Origin of the sequence: Bizionia saleffrena, from assembly GCF_008086175.1 — a bacterium.
GTDB classification, from domain to species: Bacteria; Bacteroidota; Bacteroidia; order Flavobacteriales; family Flavobacteriaceae; genus Bizionia; species Bizionia saleffrena.
The window spans coordinates 175406-193016 of sequence record NZ_VSKM01000006.1 but is presented as its reverse complement, the minus strand read 5'-3'; the positions used below and the strand labels follow the sequence as shown (position 1 = coordinate 193016).

The 17611-nt window shown below is 35.9% G+C and carries 15 protein-coding genes and 1 pseudogene; 2 read left to right on the top strand and 14 right to left on the bottom strand.

Annotation, left to right across the window (positions count from 1 at the left end; genetic code table 11):
- Positions 1 to 12: 12 nt before the first annotated feature.
- From ES676_RS07675 to ES676_RS07645, 7 genes and pseudogenes are all read right to left on the bottom strand, one after another.
- The gene (locus tag ES676_RS07675) at positions 13 to 795 is read right to left on the bottom strand and encodes a ComEA family DNA-binding protein (RefSeq protein ID WP_246130325.1); all 783 of its coding nucleotides are present in this window, start codon (positions 793 to 795) and stop codon (positions 13 to 15) included.
- A gap of 111 nt (positions 796 to 906) precedes the next feature.
- A pseudogene (locus ES676_RS07670) lies at positions 907 to 2976 on the bottom strand (alanine/glycine:cation symporter family protein).
- 93 nt (positions 2977 to 3069) lie between these two features.
- The gene (locus ES676_RS07665) at positions 3070 to 4095 is read right to left on the bottom strand and encodes a potassium channel family protein (RefSeq protein ID WP_148369734.1); all 1026 of its coding nucleotides are present in this window, start codon (positions 4093 to 4095) and stop codon (positions 3070 to 3072) included.
- Positions 4096 to 4098: 3 nt separating this feature from the next.
- A complete protein-coding gene (locus tag ES676_RS15090) occupies positions 4099 to 4326 on the bottom strand; it encodes a PspC domain-containing protein (RefSeq protein WP_148369733.1) in 228 nt (75 codons plus the stop codon).
- Between the two features lie 54 nt (positions 4327 to 4380).
- A complete protein-coding gene (locus tag ES676_RS07655) occupies positions 4381 to 5658 on the bottom strand; it encodes a DUF2851 family protein (protein ID WP_148369732.1) in 1278 nt (425 codons plus the stop codon).
- A 297-nt stretch (positions 5659 to 5955) separates the two neighbouring features.
- Complete coding sequence (locus tag ES676_RS07650; RefSeq protein WP_148369731.1) at positions 5956 to 6936, bottom strand: PLP-dependent cysteine synthase family protein; 981 nt, start codon at positions 6934 to 6936, stop codon at positions 5956 to 5958.
- Positions 6937 to 7095: 159 nt separating this feature from the next.
- On the bottom strand, positions 7096 to 8331 hold the full coding sequence (locus ES676_RS07645; protein WP_148369730.1) for an ABC transporter permease: 1236 nt from the start codon (positions 8329 to 8331) through the stop codon (positions 7096 to 7098).
- 9 nt (positions 8332 to 8340) lie between these two features.
- Between ES676_RS07645 and ES676_RS07640 the strand changes: the two genes are divergently transcribed.
- On the top strand, positions 8341 to 9591 hold the full coding sequence (locus ES676_RS07640) for an exo-beta-N-acetylmuramidase NamZ family protein (protein WP_148369729.1): 1251 nt from the start codon (positions 8341 to 8343) through the stop codon (positions 9589 to 9591).
- On the opposite strand, the gene ES676_RS07635 is transcribed toward ES676_RS07640, so the two are convergent.
- The 4 genes from ES676_RS07635 to ES676_RS07620 form a co-directional block, all read right to left on the bottom strand.
- Positions 9588 to 10274 carry a hypothetical protein gene (locus tag ES676_RS07635; protein ID WP_148369728.1) on the bottom strand — a complete coding sequence of 229 codons (687 nt, stop codon included), beginning with the start codon at positions 10272 to 10274 and terminating at the stop codon, positions 9588 to 9590. The two genes, ES676_RS07640 and ES676_RS07635, sit on opposite strands and share 4 nt — an antisense overlap.
- 248 nt (positions 10275 to 10522) lie before the next feature.
- A complete protein-coding gene (locus ES676_RS07630) occupies positions 10523 to 11377 on the bottom strand; it encodes a sterol desaturase family protein (RefSeq protein WP_148369727.1) in 855 nt (284 codons plus the stop codon).
- Positions 11378 to 11385: 8 nt separating this feature from the next.
- Complete coding sequence (locus ES676_RS07625) at positions 11386 to 12219, bottom strand: thioredoxin family protein (protein ID WP_148369726.1); 834 nt, start codon at positions 12217 to 12219, stop codon at positions 11386 to 11388.
- A 66-nt stretch (positions 12220 to 12285) separates the two neighbouring features.
- Positions 12286 to 12780, bottom strand: a complete 495-nt coding sequence (locus ES676_RS07620; RefSeq protein ID WP_148369725.1) for a YkgJ family cysteine cluster protein — start codon at positions 12778 to 12780, stop codon at positions 12286 to 12288.
- Between the two features lie 57 nt (positions 12781 to 12837).
- Here ES676_RS07620 and ES676_RS07615 point away from each other — a divergent pair, with 57 nt between their 5' ends.
- Positions 12838 to 13536 (top strand): class I SAM-dependent methyltransferase, encoded by a 699-nt coding sequence (locus ES676_RS07615; RefSeq protein ID WP_148369724.1) that lies wholly within the window; start codon positions 12838 to 12840, stop codon positions 13534 to 13536.
- A gap of 9 nt (positions 13537 to 13545) precedes the next feature.
- On the opposite strand, the gene ES676_RS07610 is transcribed toward ES676_RS07615, so the two are convergent.
- From ES676_RS07610 to ES676_RS07600, 3 genes are all read right to left on the bottom strand, one after another.
- A complete protein-coding gene (locus ES676_RS07610; RefSeq protein ID WP_148369723.1) occupies positions 13546 to 14073 on the bottom strand; it encodes a DUF2059 domain-containing protein in 528 nt (175 codons plus the stop codon).
- A 39-nt stretch (positions 14074 to 14112) separates the two neighbouring features.
- Entirely contained in the window at positions 14113 to 15735 is a 1623-nt protein-coding gene (locus ES676_RS07605) for an amidohydrolase (RefSeq protein WP_148369722.1), read from the bottom strand.
- Positions 15736 to 15843: 108 nt separating this feature from the next.
- Positions 15844 to 17568 carry a TonB-dependent receptor gene (locus ES676_RS07600; protein ID WP_148369721.1) on the bottom strand — a complete coding sequence of 575 codons (1725 nt, stop codon included), beginning with the start codon at positions 17566 to 17568 and terminating at the stop codon, positions 15844 to 15846.
- Positions 17569 to 17611 lie beyond the last annotated feature (43 nt).

The window sequence follows — 17611 nt, the reverse complement described above, 5'->3', positions numbered from 1 at the left end:
GTTTGTTATAATCTAATTTATCGCCAAATATAACTTAATTATCTCAATTTTTTTAAGAGGAAAGTCCTTTACTTTTGTTAATTCTTCATAATTTTTAAACCCATTTCTTAGTATTCTCTGTTCTATAATATGAAAAGCTATTTCATAATCGATATACTTTATAGTCACTAATTCTTCACTAGTGGCGGTATTAAGGTTAACTCTATTTATTGTTTTAGGCGTTTTAACACTAAAGTTGTTTTTAATATTTTCGATAACCTCAGGAGACAAACCATAAATCTCTTGAAGCTCTATTAATGAGACAAAACCGACCTGCTTTGTTCTGTATTTAATAATACGTTCGGACAGCTTTTCGCCGACTCCATATACGTTTTGAAGCTGAAGTGCCGATGCGGTGTTTAGATCTTCTTTCTGCGCGTCTGTTTTAGGTGCATTACTGTAACGCGTTTTAAAATTAGTTTTAGACTTTGGTCGCGTCACCCATTCTGGGAATTTAAAATACGGTGCTATTTCAGCTAAAAGTGAATCGGAGACTTGAGTCACCTTCTGAAATTCTTTGTCGCTATTCACCCATTTATTTTGAGCTCTAAACGCTAATAACCGATCAATTTCTTCGAGTGTCATCCCTAAAGTATAGCCTTTATAATCTTGGATGTAATTAGGGTTAAAAGGGTATCTTTTGGGTTGTTTGTTCTGTATAGCTATTGCCTTTAAAGAATCCATTTCTTTATAAAATTGTTGTAATTCGATATCATTAACAAGGGATTCCGGAGTGGCGAAAAATTTAGGAATCACAAACCAATAGAAGCATTGCAAACCAAAGATGAGACATAGAAACAAAAAAATCCCATTTCGTTGTTTTTTGGAATAAACGAAATGGGATTTAAAAAAATTCATAGTGATGTTTTAATTTTTACCTACCTTTTTATACAATTGATTTGCTTTTAATTTCTTTAAATAGATAGCTAGATCTTCTTTTACCTCACCAGACATCATATACAGTCCAATAATGTTAGGGAAAGACATCGCAAGTATCATCATATCTGAAAAATCAAGAACAGCTCCTAAACTTACCGACGATCCAATAACTACAAACACTAAAAATAGCATTTTATAAATAAACTCAATTTTTTTGCTTTTTCCAAATAAATATGTCCACGCTCTCATTCAATAGTAAGACCAAGAGATCATTGTTGAGAAAGCGAATAAAAATACCGCTAAAGCTAAGACATAAGGAAACCAAGATATTTGGCTTCCGAAAGCATCAGATGTTAACTGCGCTCCTGCTAAACCTTCAACTTCGTGCATACCTGTAAAGATTAATACTAAGGCCGTTAATGTACACACGACTACTGTATCTATAAACGGTTCTAGTAACGCCACAAAACCTTCAGATGGTGGGTTATGTGTTTTTGCTGTACTGTGCGCAATTGCTGCGGAACCTACACCGGCTTCATTTGAAAACGCTGCACGCTGAAAACCTACCACTAAAACACCAACAACACCACCTTTTAAAGCAGACGGACTAAATGCACCATCGACGATAGCAGAAAATGCGGGTCCGATATTTTGAATATTCATTATAATAACCGCAAGCGCAGCTACAATATATAGAGAAGCCATTATTGGCACTACTTTACCCGTTACCTTGGCAATACTATTAATTCCACCAATAATTACAACACCGACTAGTAGTGCTGTTGCAATACCAAAGTAAAATCCGTGACCGGCAAGAACTGGAAATTGTCCTGACATTTGCTCGAAAGATTGATTGGCTTGAAACATATTACCACCACCAAAGGAAGCACCAACTGCTAAAACGGCAAACATTCCTGCTAGAACTTTACCAAGACCTTTCATATTTCGTTTTTCAAAACCGTGACGTAAATAGTTCATTGGTCCACCAAAGACTCTGCCGTCGGGAAGTATATCGCGATACTTGACACCTAAAGTACATTCTACAAATTTAGTAGACATACCTAATAATCCACAAACAATCATCCAAAATGTTGCTCCAGCGCCTCCTAAAGACACCGCCACTGCAACACCAGCAATATTACCTAAACCAACAGTTCCAGAAACAGCAGTTGCCAAGGCCTGAAAATGCGTTACTTGCCCTGGTGCATCGGGGTCGTCATATTTACCACGAGCTAAATCGATAGCGTGCTTAAATCCACGAACATTGATGAAACCCATTCTAAGTGTAAAAAATAAAGCCCCGAATACTAACCAAATAACGATAAAAGATATTGGTTTTGTAAGCGGGTCTCCGTTGGGGTGTGTTAGTACAACAGGCTCATCGTATTTGACGATGGCGAAATAATGTGCACCTTGCTGAATAACGTGTTGTGCATTGTCGGAGTTATAAATAACTTCTCCTTCGCCTGTTTTATGTTGTAATTCTCCTTTACCTGAAGATTTAACTATTAGCTCTATCCCCGCTTGATCTGTAATAACAGCTATGGGCTCGCCTTTAATTACTTTCGCACCATCAGCTTTAAGCCATGTCTTAAGGGTATACTTGTTTTCTACATCGTTTGTCCAATCAGGTATTCCTATTTGTCTTTCATCGGCGTAGACCACAGGGTCATAAACTCCTACGGCGGCAAAGGGATCCCAAAAGAGCACAGAGCCCAAGGTACTAACGGCCGGCGTCATTAAACCATTAAAAACTTCTGTTATGGCTTCTGAATCTACTGTAAAAACAGCCGTTTGACTCTCGCCTTCGGCATCGGTTACAATAACAGTATAAGGAACACCTTCCGTAAGCCCGACTGCCGTATTAGACTTTAAAGAGGTGCTTTGTTGATTCCAACGGTATGTAAAAGGCGCGACTCCGCCTTCAACCGCTATATTAATAACACCATCGTTTATAGCCTTTGAAGGATTTAGAGTTTCGCCGACAATCTCAAAATCCTGTGCAACTATTATAAAGGGTATTATAATTAAAAAAAATGACAGAAGAAATTTCTTCATAATAAGATATATGTTAATTATTTGTTAGTAAAAGGTTAGCAATATGCAAAAAATTGGTGAGTATTTAAAGCATGCTAGTTAAAATAGTGTGATCTAATCTAAATTATATATTATATTTAATTTTTTAATTTGTTCAGGACGCCCTAAAACAATGACTTTAGAATTGGGCACTAATTTAGTTTCTGCCTCTGGGTTTACAACGTAATCCCCATTACTACCTTTAAAGCCAATAACAGAGCACCCCGTTTTATTTCTTAAATCTAAATCTTTAATAGTCTTTACGTTAGCCCTAACATTATACAGTTTGTTAACGTGAATTTCTTCGATATTAATATTAGATTCTCCTACAATTGAAAGGTTGTCTATAAACTCTATTAAATCTGGAACAACCACTAAAGATGCCATATGATCGCCTCCAATACGGTCGGGCAAAATAACATTATTGGCACCTGCTAATTTTAATTTTTTATAAGATGTTTCTTCAGAAGCGCGACTAATAATCGTCAGATTTTTATTTATTTGTCTAGCAGAAAGCACTACAAACAAATTATCTGCATCGCTGGGTAATGCCGAAATTAATGTGCTCGCTCTATCTACTCCTGCTTCTAAAAGTAACTCATCTTCATTAGCGTTACCTAAAACAAACAAAATATCTTCAGTTTGATGTTTATCGATAATTGCCTTGTCTTGTTCAATAATAACAAAAGATTTTTTATAATTTAATAACTTTTTAGCGGCTTGCTTTCCGTTTCGGCCATAACCACAAATAATAATGTGGTCGTTTAAACTATCAATTTTTTTCTGCATCTTCTTTTGTTTTAATTCTTCGAGATTTTTGCCACTTAAGATGTATTCGGTAATCACCGTTAAGGCATAACCGACTATAATAACACTAGATAATATAAGAAAAACTGTAAATATTTTTGAGGCATCGTCCAAAGGCTGTACCTCTCCAAATCCTACGGTAGTAATTGTAATTACCGTCATATATAAAGAGTCAATCCATGAAAACCCAGATATCATTCTAAAACCTAAAATACCACATAATAGCACTAAAGCAAGTAGTGTTAGCGCCGTATATATTTTGGTTCTAAAAAATAAAATAATGGAGTTTTGCATAAATTACAAATCGAAAACCGATGTTCGTTTAGAATAAATAAAATCTTTTATGCGTATCCAAAAGGCAAGAAAAAGATATAACGCAAAACCAAAACCTAAGGTTACAAAAGTAAGATACATAAAAGAAGTCCTTACCACCTTGGCCCGTATTCCAAATCTATCGGCAATACGCTGACAGACGTAATAGCCATGTTTTTGGAAAAACAATACTGGTTTATAAAAAATAGTCATAGCGCAATTTACTAAAAATTGTTACAGTCCACACATCAAATTATAAATACACTGTTAAATACTTGCGTTTAGCAGCGTATTTCCTACGGCACATTGTAAACATCTGTTCTTATCGCAATATTCTGTTTTTAGTTGTAAGACTGCTTGAGATTCTAAAGCAGATTTAGCGTCTAAATTTAAACTTCTAAACGTTTTAACAATAGTGTTTTTTTCTGCGGAAATACATCCAATTAGCGACAACAATTCTTCTTCAATAGGCTGTCCCGTATATTTTGAATAGCTAAATTTTAAAGGAATTATGGTATTGATTAACAACAAATCGATAAACGCTTTCGTGACTTTCTTTTTTACTTTTTTTGATGCTTTATTAAACGTGTAGTGGCTTTCCCAATAGTTTGAAGTCTCCACAGAAAATAAGTCGTAAAATTCTTTCAGCGTCTTGGCTTCAATTACTTTCGAAAACACGTTCTGATTTTTAAAATACACCTGCGCTAATTGCGATAACCGAATGGTTGGAAAGTTTGGTGGACGGAGTCTAAAAAACTGCAGCGCCACTACCGATTGTGTTTTCAATGCAAATTTTTGTTTTAAAAAAGCATATTCCTTAGTGAGCTCTAAAAAATAAGGATCTTGACAATCACCATCTAACAGTTGAGCTTGACCAAACAATAAAGCTTCTAAGCTAAGTACTTTGGATTGTTGTTTGCGTAACACCGAAAAATCGATAGAGTTGGCGAGACTATTAAACGCATCTCCGTTTACTTTAAGTCCGAAATTCTTACAAAGTAATTTAAATAATACCGCTTCCCAGTTATTCTTATTGTGTTTTAAAACCTCGGTAACAGCATTTGCTTTGCGCTCTAAACGTTCAATGTACAAGCGCTCTAACCAATTATCGACAACGAAAGAAGACACCGATCCTAACTCTTTTTCGCAATTAATCCACTGTTGCGTTGTGTTAAAAATAGCTTTATAAGCAGCAACCGCATCTGTAGACACGTAATGTTTTAGCTCTAAAGTAGGTATTGCCGTGTTGTTTTTTCTAAAAATTTCGGCATCGTGCTCCCAAACCACATGAAGAATAACATTGTCGTAATTAGAATCGGTTTCGTGATGGTGCACATACCAATCGCTAGATTTTATATGAATTTCTACGTTTCCAGCCCATAACTGTCCCCCAATTTGAAGTTTAGCATTAAAAAAATCGGGTCCAGAATTAAGATTGTGCTCACCAACCGCACTAAGTAATACGGGTTGCTTATTACTGGTTAAAAGCGCATCGGTTTGAAACTTTTTATGTTTCCATATATAATGTAAGAAATCTTCTTGCATCTTACTAATTTAAGTAATTAGTTTTAAAAACTATAGAAAAAATTCTCATTGCGTATAAGCATAAAAAAAAGTATAGCTGTTAGGCCATACTTTTTTTATATTAATACTGTCTAATTAAAAACAAAGTAACTTCTTTACAATAAGAAATTTCACTACTATTTGATAAGAAAATTACTGTTTAGTAAATCATAGTTAAGAATAAAGTTAGAATTAAGTCTTGGTTCTAGGTTCTACTCACAAAACGGTCTACTATCTTTTATCGATCAGTAAGGATTTATGATTTTCTAAGTAAACCGACTATTCGATATATCCCATTTCTCGCATCCAATCGTCATTAAACATTTTCCCTACATAACGGCTACCGTGATCGTGAAATAAAACCACTACCACATCGTCCTTTGTAAAATGCTCTTTAAGTTGCAACACCCCTTTTATAGCTGCACCTGCACTGTTACCTAGAAACATCCCTTCTTCTTTGGCTAAGCGTTGTGTGTAAACAGCCGCATCCTTATCGGTTACTTTAGTAAAACCGTCGATAATTGAAAAGTCAACATTTTTTGGCAAAATATCTTCGCCTATACCCTCGGTTACGTAAGGATAGATTTCGTTTTCATCGAAAACACCAGTTTCGTGATATTTTTTAAAGACAGAACCATATGTATCTACGCCCCAAATTTTAATATTTGGGTTTTGTTCTTTTAAATATTTACCAACGCCCGAAATTGTTCCTCCAGTTCCAACACCAACCACGAAGTGTGTGATTTTACCATCGGTTTGGTTCCAAATTTCTGGCCCTGTACTTTCGTAATGTGCCTTTGTATTACTTGGGTTGTCGTATTGATTAACATACCAAGAATTTGGTGTTTCTTCTCCTAATCGTTTAGATACTGAATAGTACGAACGCGGATCGTCTGGGTCTACAGCCGTGGGGCAAACCACAACTTCTGCACCTACAGCTTTAAGCATATCTACTTTTTCTTTAGATTGCTTATCGGCCATTACAAAAATACATTTGTAGCCTTTTACAATAGCTGCTAAGGCTAGTCCCATTCCGGTATTTCCAGACGTGCCTTCTATAATTGTTCCACCGGGTTTTAAACGGCCGTCGGCTTCTGCGTCGGCTATCATCTGTACCGCCATACGGTCTTTTACCGAGTTTCCAGGGTTAAAGGTTTCGTATTTTGAAAGTACCAAACACGGTAAATCTTTGGTTAGTGTATTGATCTTTACTAATGGGGTATTACCAATAGTTTCTAGTATATTTTTTGCGTATTCCATAGTCTTTTTTTACTGCGGCAAAAGTAAAGAATTCTTAGCTATTTTGCTAAATATAGGCTGATAAATGCGTTAGGGATGGAGCTATTGTTGGAGCTCTCCCGGTTTTTTATTGGGAAGCGACTAGCGAGAGCCCGACCTTTAGGTAACGCCCAAAACCTGCTATGCGAACCGAATGGCTTTTACGGGTGAAATTTTTGTGATAATATAAGACGGAATTAAAAGCATTGCCATACACAGAATGAAGGTGCCTAAATTAAGCGTTATTATATAACCCAAATTGAGATACACCGGCACAGAACTTACGTAATACGTTTCGGGATCTAAAGGAAATAAATTGAAGTATTTTTGAGCAAACAACAACGATAAGCCTATAAGATTTCCCCAAAATAAACCGACAACGATAAGGTAAGTAGCGTTGTAAAGAAATATTTTGCGAACGCTAAGATTACTACTTCCTAAGGCCTTTAAAATACCGATAATTTGGGTACGCTCTAAAATAAGAACCAACAAAGCAGTGATCATATTGATGCCGGCTACAAGAATCATAATACCTATAATACCATAAATATTCTTTTCGAAAATACTAATCCATTCGAAAATAGTATAAAATCTATCGGATACTTTCTCGGTTTTTAATGTCGACGGAATCGCTTGGTAAATGGCTTCGTCCTTTTTATCTAATTGATCGAAATCGTCTATAAAGACTTCAAAATTACCCACCTGGTTGTTTTCCCATTGGTTTAGGCGCTGTAGGTGCTTAATATCGCCGATAACATATAACCCATCGAAATCTTTAAAGCCCGAATTATAAATACCAACAATGTTATAACTAATTATGCTTGGCGGCTTGTTTTGGTCGTCTTTTAAAAAGTAAGTACTAATTTTATCGCCCACACTTAAGTGTAAGCGTTTGGCTAAATAACGCGATACTAAAAGCTCTTCGTTACGTTTTCCAGTAAAGTCGGGCAACTGGCCTTCTACTAAATAGTCTTTAAAATAGGTCCAATCATAATCGGCGCCCACACCTTTTACCATTACGTATTCGTACGCTTCTTCTTTTCGAATAACGCCCGATTTTGTTGCCACGCCCTGCACGTGCTTAATGCCGCTTACCGAAGTAAACTCTGGATAAAACGCTTGATCATTACTAATTGGTCTTATGCTTTCTTGCGAATTATTAGTATCGTAATTAGAGATAATGGTATGCCCATTAAAAGCAATTACTTTTTCTCTAATTTTCTGCTCTAAACCCATACCGGTGGCGATCGCGATAAGCATAACAATAATACCTAATGCAATTGCAACGATACCAATTTTTATTATTGGTGCCGATATACTACTTTTATACGTTTTAGAGTCTATGAAACGTTTAGCTATAAAATATTCGAAATTCAAATTATAATTATGAAATTAACTTTGTTCAAAAATACTGTTTTATTATTTCTTTTTTTAGGGTTTTCTTGCGGAAGTGAGTCGAACGCAAATACGCGTCCCAAAAAAGAGAGAATTACTACATCTCCAACGACTAAAACTGATAAAACACCAAAGTGTAGTGTGGGTGCCAACCAAACCGAACGCTATTTACCACTTCTTAACGGTAAACGTGTGGCTATTGTGGCCAACCAAACCTCGGTTATTTTTAAAAATGAAGCGGAAACAAATTACACGCATTTAGTAGATTCGTTACTCCATTTAAACATAGAGGTTACAAAAGTATTTGCTCCCGAGCACGGTTTTCGTGGTACAGCTGATGCTGGAGAGGTAGTAAAAGATGGTATCGATACTAAAACAGGTTTACCTATTGTCTCGCTTTACGGAAAAAATAAAAAACCTAGTCCCGGACAATTGCAGGGTATTGACATCGTAATTTTTGATATTCAGGATGTAGGCGCCCGTTTTTACACGTATATTTCTTCATTACATTATGTTATGGAGGCGTGTGCGGAGCAAGATATTCCTGTACTTATTTTAGATAGACCGAATCCTAATGGTCATTATATCGACGGCCCTATTTTAGAACCTCAGCACCAAAGCTTTGTGGGAATGCACCCCATTCCGGTGGTTCACGGATTGACGATTGGCGAATATGCTAAAATGATTAATGGAGAGCAGTGGTTAAACAATAACGCGCACTGCGAGTTATCAGTTATTCCTGTTAAAAACTATAATCGCAAAGTGCCGTATAGCTTACCTATTAAACCGTCGCCCAATTTACCTAACGATAAATCTATAAATCTTTACCCTAGTTTATGTTTCTTTGAAGGTACTAATGTAAGTGCTGGTCGTGGTACGGATTTACAATTCCAAATTTATGGGTCGCCGTATTTATCGAACACTACTTTTGAATTTAAACCAAAACCCAATGCCGGTGCGAAATACCCTAAATATGAAAACAAAGTTTGCTACGGTTATAATTTAACGACGGAAAAACCGCTAGATCATTTAAATTTAAGCTATCTCATAAACGCTTATAAGACTACTAAAAACAAATCTGAATTTTTTATTAGCAATGGTTTTTTTACAAAATTAGCGGGCACAAAAAAGCTACAACAACAAATTGAAGCCGGTTTAACTGAAGCAGAAATAAAAGCGTCCTGGAAAAGTGGCTTAGAAGATTTTGAAACGTTAAGGAAGCATTATTTTATATATAACTAATCATATTTTTTACCGTTAGGTCTCACGCTGCGCTCGCGGAACTCCTCGCGGGTTTCCATTTCGCGATCAAGGTTCCTTTTTACGGTAATACTATATTCAATCTTCTCCTCTGGCTTATTTTTGTGAGCGTTCTGATTAGGCAATTCTATGGGAGATTTATCCTTAGATGGCTTCCGGGTGCCAGCAGCTCGCGTTGTCGGTTTTTCTAAGTTATTTAATTGATTTGCTTTTGAGGGTTTGAAAGGCTCTATTCCTTTAGATTTTAATTCGGACGCAGATAAACTGGCTCTTAAGATGCTTTTCTCTAAATCTAAATCGAAATCTTCGGGTTTAGCTAGTGGGAGTAGGCGATTAAAACCAAGCACAATAATTTTTGGTCCATTATAAACTGCAATGGTATAACGGCCTTCTTCGAAATGATATAAGGGGATGCGCACTACTTTTGAAACAACATCAATCGTTCTCGTTTCTTTAAGATTATGACTTAAAAAGCGCACACGTAAAATTTGCTGGTCACTTTTTAATAAGAGCGTATCTAAATGCGGACTAAGCTCTTGTTTAAGGTCTAAATTATTGTCATTTTTATTTTTATCTATAACCGTATACACCCCATCTTGAGAATACCCAAAGACACTTATCAAGAATGATAAGAAAAGTACAGATATCGTTTTGCCCTTTTTCATTATTTAAAAAATAATATCAATTAAATTTGTTGCTGAAGATTCAACACATTTTAGGGCCGCAAAAGTATAGTATCTAAAGGATATTATGCGTTTACAAAATCTTAAATTAAGTTAAAGTTGTCGAGAACCGTAGTAAAAGCGAGAAAACATCCATTTAATTGACCACTATGCGCTGCTAAGAAAGCACTTTCAATTAATCACTGTAGTTTCAACGTACATTACGCGATTTTATTTTTAAGAGCATCCCTCTACGACTTGCTTCTAACGGGAACTTTATAGTCGGACACAGGAAGCCTGTATTTTTGAAAGGGCTGTTTTAATAAGTACTTTAAACTGGCATTACCAGCGGCATTTGGAAACGTATCGATACCGTAAACAATCTGCTCGCGGTCGCGTTCCATATAGGTACCAAAAAGCCTATCCCAAATGGAAAAAATATTACCGTAGTTAGAATCGGTATAAGGCAGTTTATAATGATGGTGTACTTTATGCATATCTGGAGAGATAAACACGTAACTTAATATTTTATCTACTGTTTTAGGCATTTTTATATTGGCGTGCGTAAACTGAGTCGCTACAAGCGATAGAGACTGATATAAAAACACAATAGCAATGGGGGTACCGATTATAAATACTCCAGAAAGCGTAAAAGCAAACCGTATCACACTTTCTAAAGGATGATGCCTATTAGCCGTTGTTGTATCGACATTATGATCGGAATGATGCACCAAATGAATCCTCCATAACGGTTCTACTTTATGCTCGACATAATGCGCCACGTAAGCACCCATAAAATCTAATAATAAAACGCCTAGCATAGCGTATAGCCACAGTGGCATTTCCGGCAACCAATTTATTATTCCGAAGTTATTCAGCGTCACCCAATCGGCTGTTTTTAGCAATAAAAAAGCCAATGTAAAATTAACAATTACTGTGGTAAGCGTAAAAAACAAATTAGGCCACGCGTGTTTCCACTTTTTGTACTTGAATTTAAAAAGCGGCAAAGCGCCTTCTAATAGCCAAAATAAAGTAATACCTCCAACCAAGAGAACACTTCTATGAAGCGTAGGTATACTTTCGAAATAATTAATTAAAGACTCCATTCTGCGTGCTACGTTTTAAAAAAATGTGCTGCTTTTTTTAAATTGTTTTCTGATATTTGCGCCCTTAACTTTGTTGCTTCCTTGATGTTGTCAGTATCTTTATAGGCTATGTAATATAGAAAATTATAAAAATTAATATTTTTCGTATTAAGATTCTTCTTATTTATCCTCTCAAGTTGTTTTAAGGCTTTTTTAGATTTATCAAGAATTAGATTTTTTTGAATGTTGTATAATTCCATTTTCTGTGTAAAGAAATGTTTATCACTAATTTCACTCTCCTTTAAAGACTTCTCTGCTTCTTTAAAATAAGCCGCTGAAACTTCTAGAAAATCAGATCTTAAATCCGCATCTAAATACATAGAATAATCCTGATATTTGTAAGCTAATCTAAAGGTATTGGCAAAATTTTCTTTTGTGTAATAATTAATGAAATCTTGGGTTAAAAACGCTGTGCTTAAAGCATATTTAGTCAATAATTTTATGACGTCACTTTTACTCTTGTAACTCATTTGCTGATAAATTACTTTCCCATTTCCATCCATTATAAAAATATAAGGAATACCCTTAACGCTATATTTAGCAGCTAAAGCTCTATTAGTATCTAAATCTATTTTAACAGAAACATAGTTTTGCATTAATATTTTAACGTCATCCTTACGCCAAGATTCTGCATCCATTCGTTTGCATGGTCCGCACCAAGACGCCCAGAAATCAACTAAAACTAACTTATTTGTTCCTAAAGCTATTTTCTTAGCGTCTTCTAAAGAGCTTAACCAATTATCAGCCTTTACAATAGTTGTGGATAATACAGTAATAAGTAAAATTATGACAGCTTTTTTCATCAGTCGGTTTTTTAATAGTTACTAAATATAATGAATTTTATATTTATAATTAAAAGCCGCCTTATTTTAAAACTTTATTCGCGCTTTCATAGCCTCTACAATATTATAGGCAGCAGGGCATATCGCTACATTTTTAAGCGTAATGTTTGAAATTTGTTGAAATTTTTTACGATCGGTATGTGGGAACTCCCGACACGCTTTTGGTCGCACCTCGTAAATAGAACAATAATTATCTGCCCCCAAGAATGTACAAGGTACAGACTGCAACACATAATCATTATCTTCATCAACCCGCAGAAACTGATCAACAAACTGCTGTGTTTTCATTTTAAAATGCTTCGCTATACGGTCTACATCTTTGTCGGTAAATAGTGGCCCAGTTGTTTTACAACAGTTTGCACACTCTAAACAGTCGGTACGCTGAAACTCTTTGTCGTGGAGTTCCTGCATAATATAATCTAATTGTTTGGGCGGCTTTTTTTTTAGCTTTGTAAAAAACGCGGTGTTCTCCTTATGCTTATCTTTGGCCAACTTTGGCAGATTATTAATTTCGTCTTGCATTGTACAAAAGTATAAAAGAGATTTCCGTTTTAGAGGGAAATGAAACACATTTTTTAAATGAAAGACCTTTTCGGTACCGCATTATTAGATTATCAGAATAATAATTATACAGAAGATATTATTACCTCAACCAGTATCTCTGAAGAAGACACACTTCCTATCCCCTATTTATTTAGAAGTTTTGACGCTATGCCATTTATAGAACAGGAGGCGCTATCATTGGTAAAAGGCGCTATTTTGGATGTAGGCGCTGGCGCTGGAAACCATAGTTTATACTTACAAAATAATGGTTTTACAGTTAAAGCTATAGACAGCTCTAAAGGCGCAATTCGTGTCTGTGAATTACGAGGCGTTAACCACTTCGCGCATATTGCCTTATTAGAAGAAACCGAAACTTTCGATACTATTTTACTGTTAATGAATGGTACCGGAATTTTTCAAACGTTTCAAAATATCCCAAAATATCTGAAGCATTTAAAAAGCTTACTAAATCCAGGAGGCCAGATTTTAATAGATTCTAGCGACATCACCTATATGTTTGAAGACGAAGATGGGGGTTTTTGGCAAGATTTACACCAAGGCTACCACGGAGAAGTCGATTATTTTTTAAGCTATAAAGACGAAGAAGAAGTCCCTATGAAATGGCTCTATCTCGATTTCTCGTCGCTACACATCGCCGCTGCATCTGCAGGTTTATATTGCGAAATGGTACACGAAGGTGAGCATTTTGATTATTTAGCGCGGTTGTGGGGGTAAATTCTAACCTTAAAACGAATATCCCTTTTCAGAAAGCACTTCTGCTACTTGATTTGATGTATTGTTAATCCATATTTTTGCCAATCGTCTTAACGAAGCGCTCATTTCTCTTTGAGTATTTTGAATTTTTTTACCAGTAGCACTATTATAAAAGCGATCTAAATACGCCTTATCTTTCTTTGAAAGCGATCTATTTTGCAACATATTACGTCCTGCTTTTGAAGTATACAACTCATTCATCAACTCTAAATCCTGCAGCGTAAAATGTTCTTTATAGGCGCGCGATAACATCGTTGCTAGTCCGTTCTTAGCATACTCTTTTTCTTTTTCTACTATTTTCCACACAGAATCGGGGATGTTATTCGCTTGAAATTCGGTTTTAAAATCTAAAAACATAGCGTCTAAAACAGTATCGTAATACGCTAGTGTGCCATTATTTTCTATACATACTTTTACCGCAACGACATAGCCGTCTTCTTGGGCAACGGCCGACGTTAGCAACGAAAAACTCAATAACAAAGCATACAATAGTTTCATAGTTTTATATTTAATTCATCAAATTTAGCTGTATTTCATTTACTGTTTCACACCATTAATAAAGGTTTGTAGTACTGTTATTTCTGGTATGTTTTCCTCAGCAATGGTCATTATATCTGCATCTAATATAATAAAATCGGCATACTTACCGACTTCAATACTTCCCTTTTCTTCATCTTCAAAATTAGAATAGGCCGCCCAAAGTGTCATTCCTTTTAAAGTTTCTTCTCGGGTTAGTGCATTTTCTTTCTGAAAACCATTGTCTGGATAGTTATCGGTATCTTTTCTCGCTACCGCAGCGTAAAAAGTTAATAACGGACTCACCTGCTCTATCGGAAAATCGGTTCCTAAGGCTATTTTACCGCTAGCCTCTAAGAGTTCTTGATACGCATAAGCACCACGAACACGCTCTGAACCTAATCGGTCTTCAGCCCAATACATATCGCTTGTAGCGTGTGTAGGTTGCACCGATGGAATAATATTTTCATTTTTAAAATACTCAAAATCATTATCCGTAATAATTTGCGCATGTTCTACTCTCCAACGTCTATTTGTTTTATTTTGAAGTGTTTTCTCATACGTTTGTAGCACAAACCGATTTGCAGAATCGCCAATAGCATGCGTATTCATTTGGTAACCTGCTTTTTCTATTTTAACCGCTAAAGCTTCAAATTCAGAAGTTCCAATAACCATATTTCCAAAATGATTGTGTTGATCGCTATACGGTGCTTTTAGCGTTGCTCCACGCGAACCCAATGCTCCGTCGGCATAGACTTTCACCGATTGTACATTTAAACGCGGTGTCTTGATTTTGCCTTGGGTGAGGTAATAATCTAAATTCTCTTTGGTATTACTCACCATCGCATACACGCGCATTTGTAAATCGCCCGTTTGTTGTAAACTATCTATTAATTCTATAACGGATTGGTCCAAACCAGCATCGGAAACGCTTGTTAAACCTAATGCGGTGCAATATTTTTGAGCATCTAACACCCCTTCTATTTGCTGTTTCCTGGTCGCTTTTGGAAACGTAGCATATACTATTTCCATAGGGTTATCAATTAAAACTCCCGTGAGTTCTCCGTTCTCTTTTAATATTTCTCCGCCAGTTGCTTTTGTTTCTAAGGTTATATTCGATATATCTAAAGCCGCTTGATTGCACAGCAGCGCGTGACCATCGATACGTGTTAATGCTACGGGAGTATTAGGAAACAAACTATCTAATTCTTTTTTGGTTGGGTATTCTTTTATTTCCCAATCGTTTTGATCCCAACCACGACCAGAAATATAAGGTGAGTTGTTTTCTTTTTGAAAAGTTTTAACACGCTCAATAACGGCGTCGAAACTAGTGGTCCCCACTAAATTGACTTTTTGTAAATTCATTCCTAAGCCATAAAAATGACAATGTGCATCGATAAACCCCGGGACTATGGTTTGGTTCTCCGCATTTATTACTTCTTTGGCCGTGTATCTATTTTTTATAGATGCCTCAGTGCCAACAGCGATAAATTTACCATCGGTAATAGCAAAGGCTTCTTGCGTGTCGAAAGCCTCGTTTACAGTATACACTTTAGCGTTTAAGACAATGGTGTCAACTTCTGTTTTGTTATTTCGACACGCAGATAATGTCAGCAGTACTATAAGGAAAAAGTAGTTTTTCATAATTAAGTTGCAGATGTAATAGTGTAATTTAATGATTATGGTAAATGTACGCATAAAAAAAGCCTCAAATTGAGGCTTTTTCTATTTATGTATATTGATTTGAATAGATTACAAATCGAATTTGTAAGTTGCTCCTGCTAAAACTTGAATACCTTGAACCGGCGTGTTTTGCCATTTTTGGTACGTCTCGCCTACTAAATTATTTCCTTTAGCAAACACCGATAAGCGATCGTTTATATGGTACCCAACGTTCGCATTAATATCGAAGTAACTATCTAAATCGACAACAGTCGTCAATGGAGTGATTAAATTTGGTGCAGTATATAAATCTTTACGCTCCCCGACAAAAAATAAATTTGCGCCTGCAAACCATTGGTCAGTAATTTGATAATCGGTTAAAACAGCTACTTTAATTCCTGGTAAATTCCACGCTTCAGCTTCAGCATCGGTATTGTAAGCGAAATACTCTCCTTTTACTCCTAAAGTGAAGTTGCGATTTAAATCGACATTCAACCCTCCCGAAAAACTAAAAGTGTTTACATTGTCATAAACCACCCCAAAAGAGTTTCCGTAGGTATAATCTTCTTCAGTTGCTGTAATATCATTATTTATAATAAGTCCTTTATTTTTCTCGGCCTTATAATTTCCGCTAACAGTGTAACTCATTGTATTCGAAATCTTTCCTTTTACTCCTAAAAAGGCATCATATTGTTTATCGGTGGGCGCAATAAATAATGTTGGCGATACAAACGGATTTAAGTTCGCATAATCGTGGTAAGAATTCTGAATCAATCCGCCTTTAATTCCACCAAAAGCAATGACAATCTCATCCACAACACGATACGTCGCTTCTATATTTGGGTAAATATAAAATTTACTCTCACTCGCTTCTGTATTATTTAAAAGTGTTGCTGTGATGCCGATATCAAGTGTTAAATCGTCTTGTTTAAGTTGATAGGTTGGCGTAAAACCCACTTGAAAATTGCTATAATCGATAGCCGTATTTGTATAATAGTTTCTCTCGAAGCTTCCGCTTAAATAATCGAAATTTACTACCGTAGAAATAGCCTCATCAGCGACAGGTATAACGCCTCCTATTTTAGCTGTCACTCTGTTTTCACCCGACCCTTGGTTATCACCAAAACGTCTAAATAATACCGAAATATCATCGACATAAGACTCTTCAAAACGAATATCTCCAGTAATGTGTGCCGTGGTAAAATTGTGAGAAACATCTAAAGAATCAGCAGTGCTTTGCGTATATAAACCTTGTTGAATGCCATACCAGTTATAGTTTTGAAATTGAAAACCTCCACCAACATTCCAGCTTAAATCTCGACCCTTATTAGCATAATTAAGAGTCATTTTAGAATCCATAAAATTATCATCTAACAACACATCGTCAATACCACCACCCGAAGAATGATGCCCTACATAAGCGCTAATATTCTCATCGCGGCTTAACTCGTGATTTAAATATACTTCTCCTAAAACTGTCGTGTACGACCCGACTCCCAAAGTCGCATAATTATTGAATAATTTTACGCGTTTTGCTTTGTCTACAACAGCTGCTTTTCCTTTGGCAGGTGTAAACGTAGACGCTACGGGAAAAGAAAATATATTGTACTCAATCTTCTTTTTAGTTAAGGTCTCATCGTCGTCTAAAACCGGAGCTTCTTTTACTTTAAAAGCATCCGAAATAGTTGGCGTATACGGTTTAACCACGTCAATAACTCCCGGTCGCAACGTGTCTTGTTCGCGTTCTTGTGCAAATGCAAGCGATACCATCAATGATAAAGCGATGCTTAAAATTTGCTGTTTTTTATTAAACATATAGTTGTGTTTATTTTTTAATAATGGTGATTGAATTAAAGCC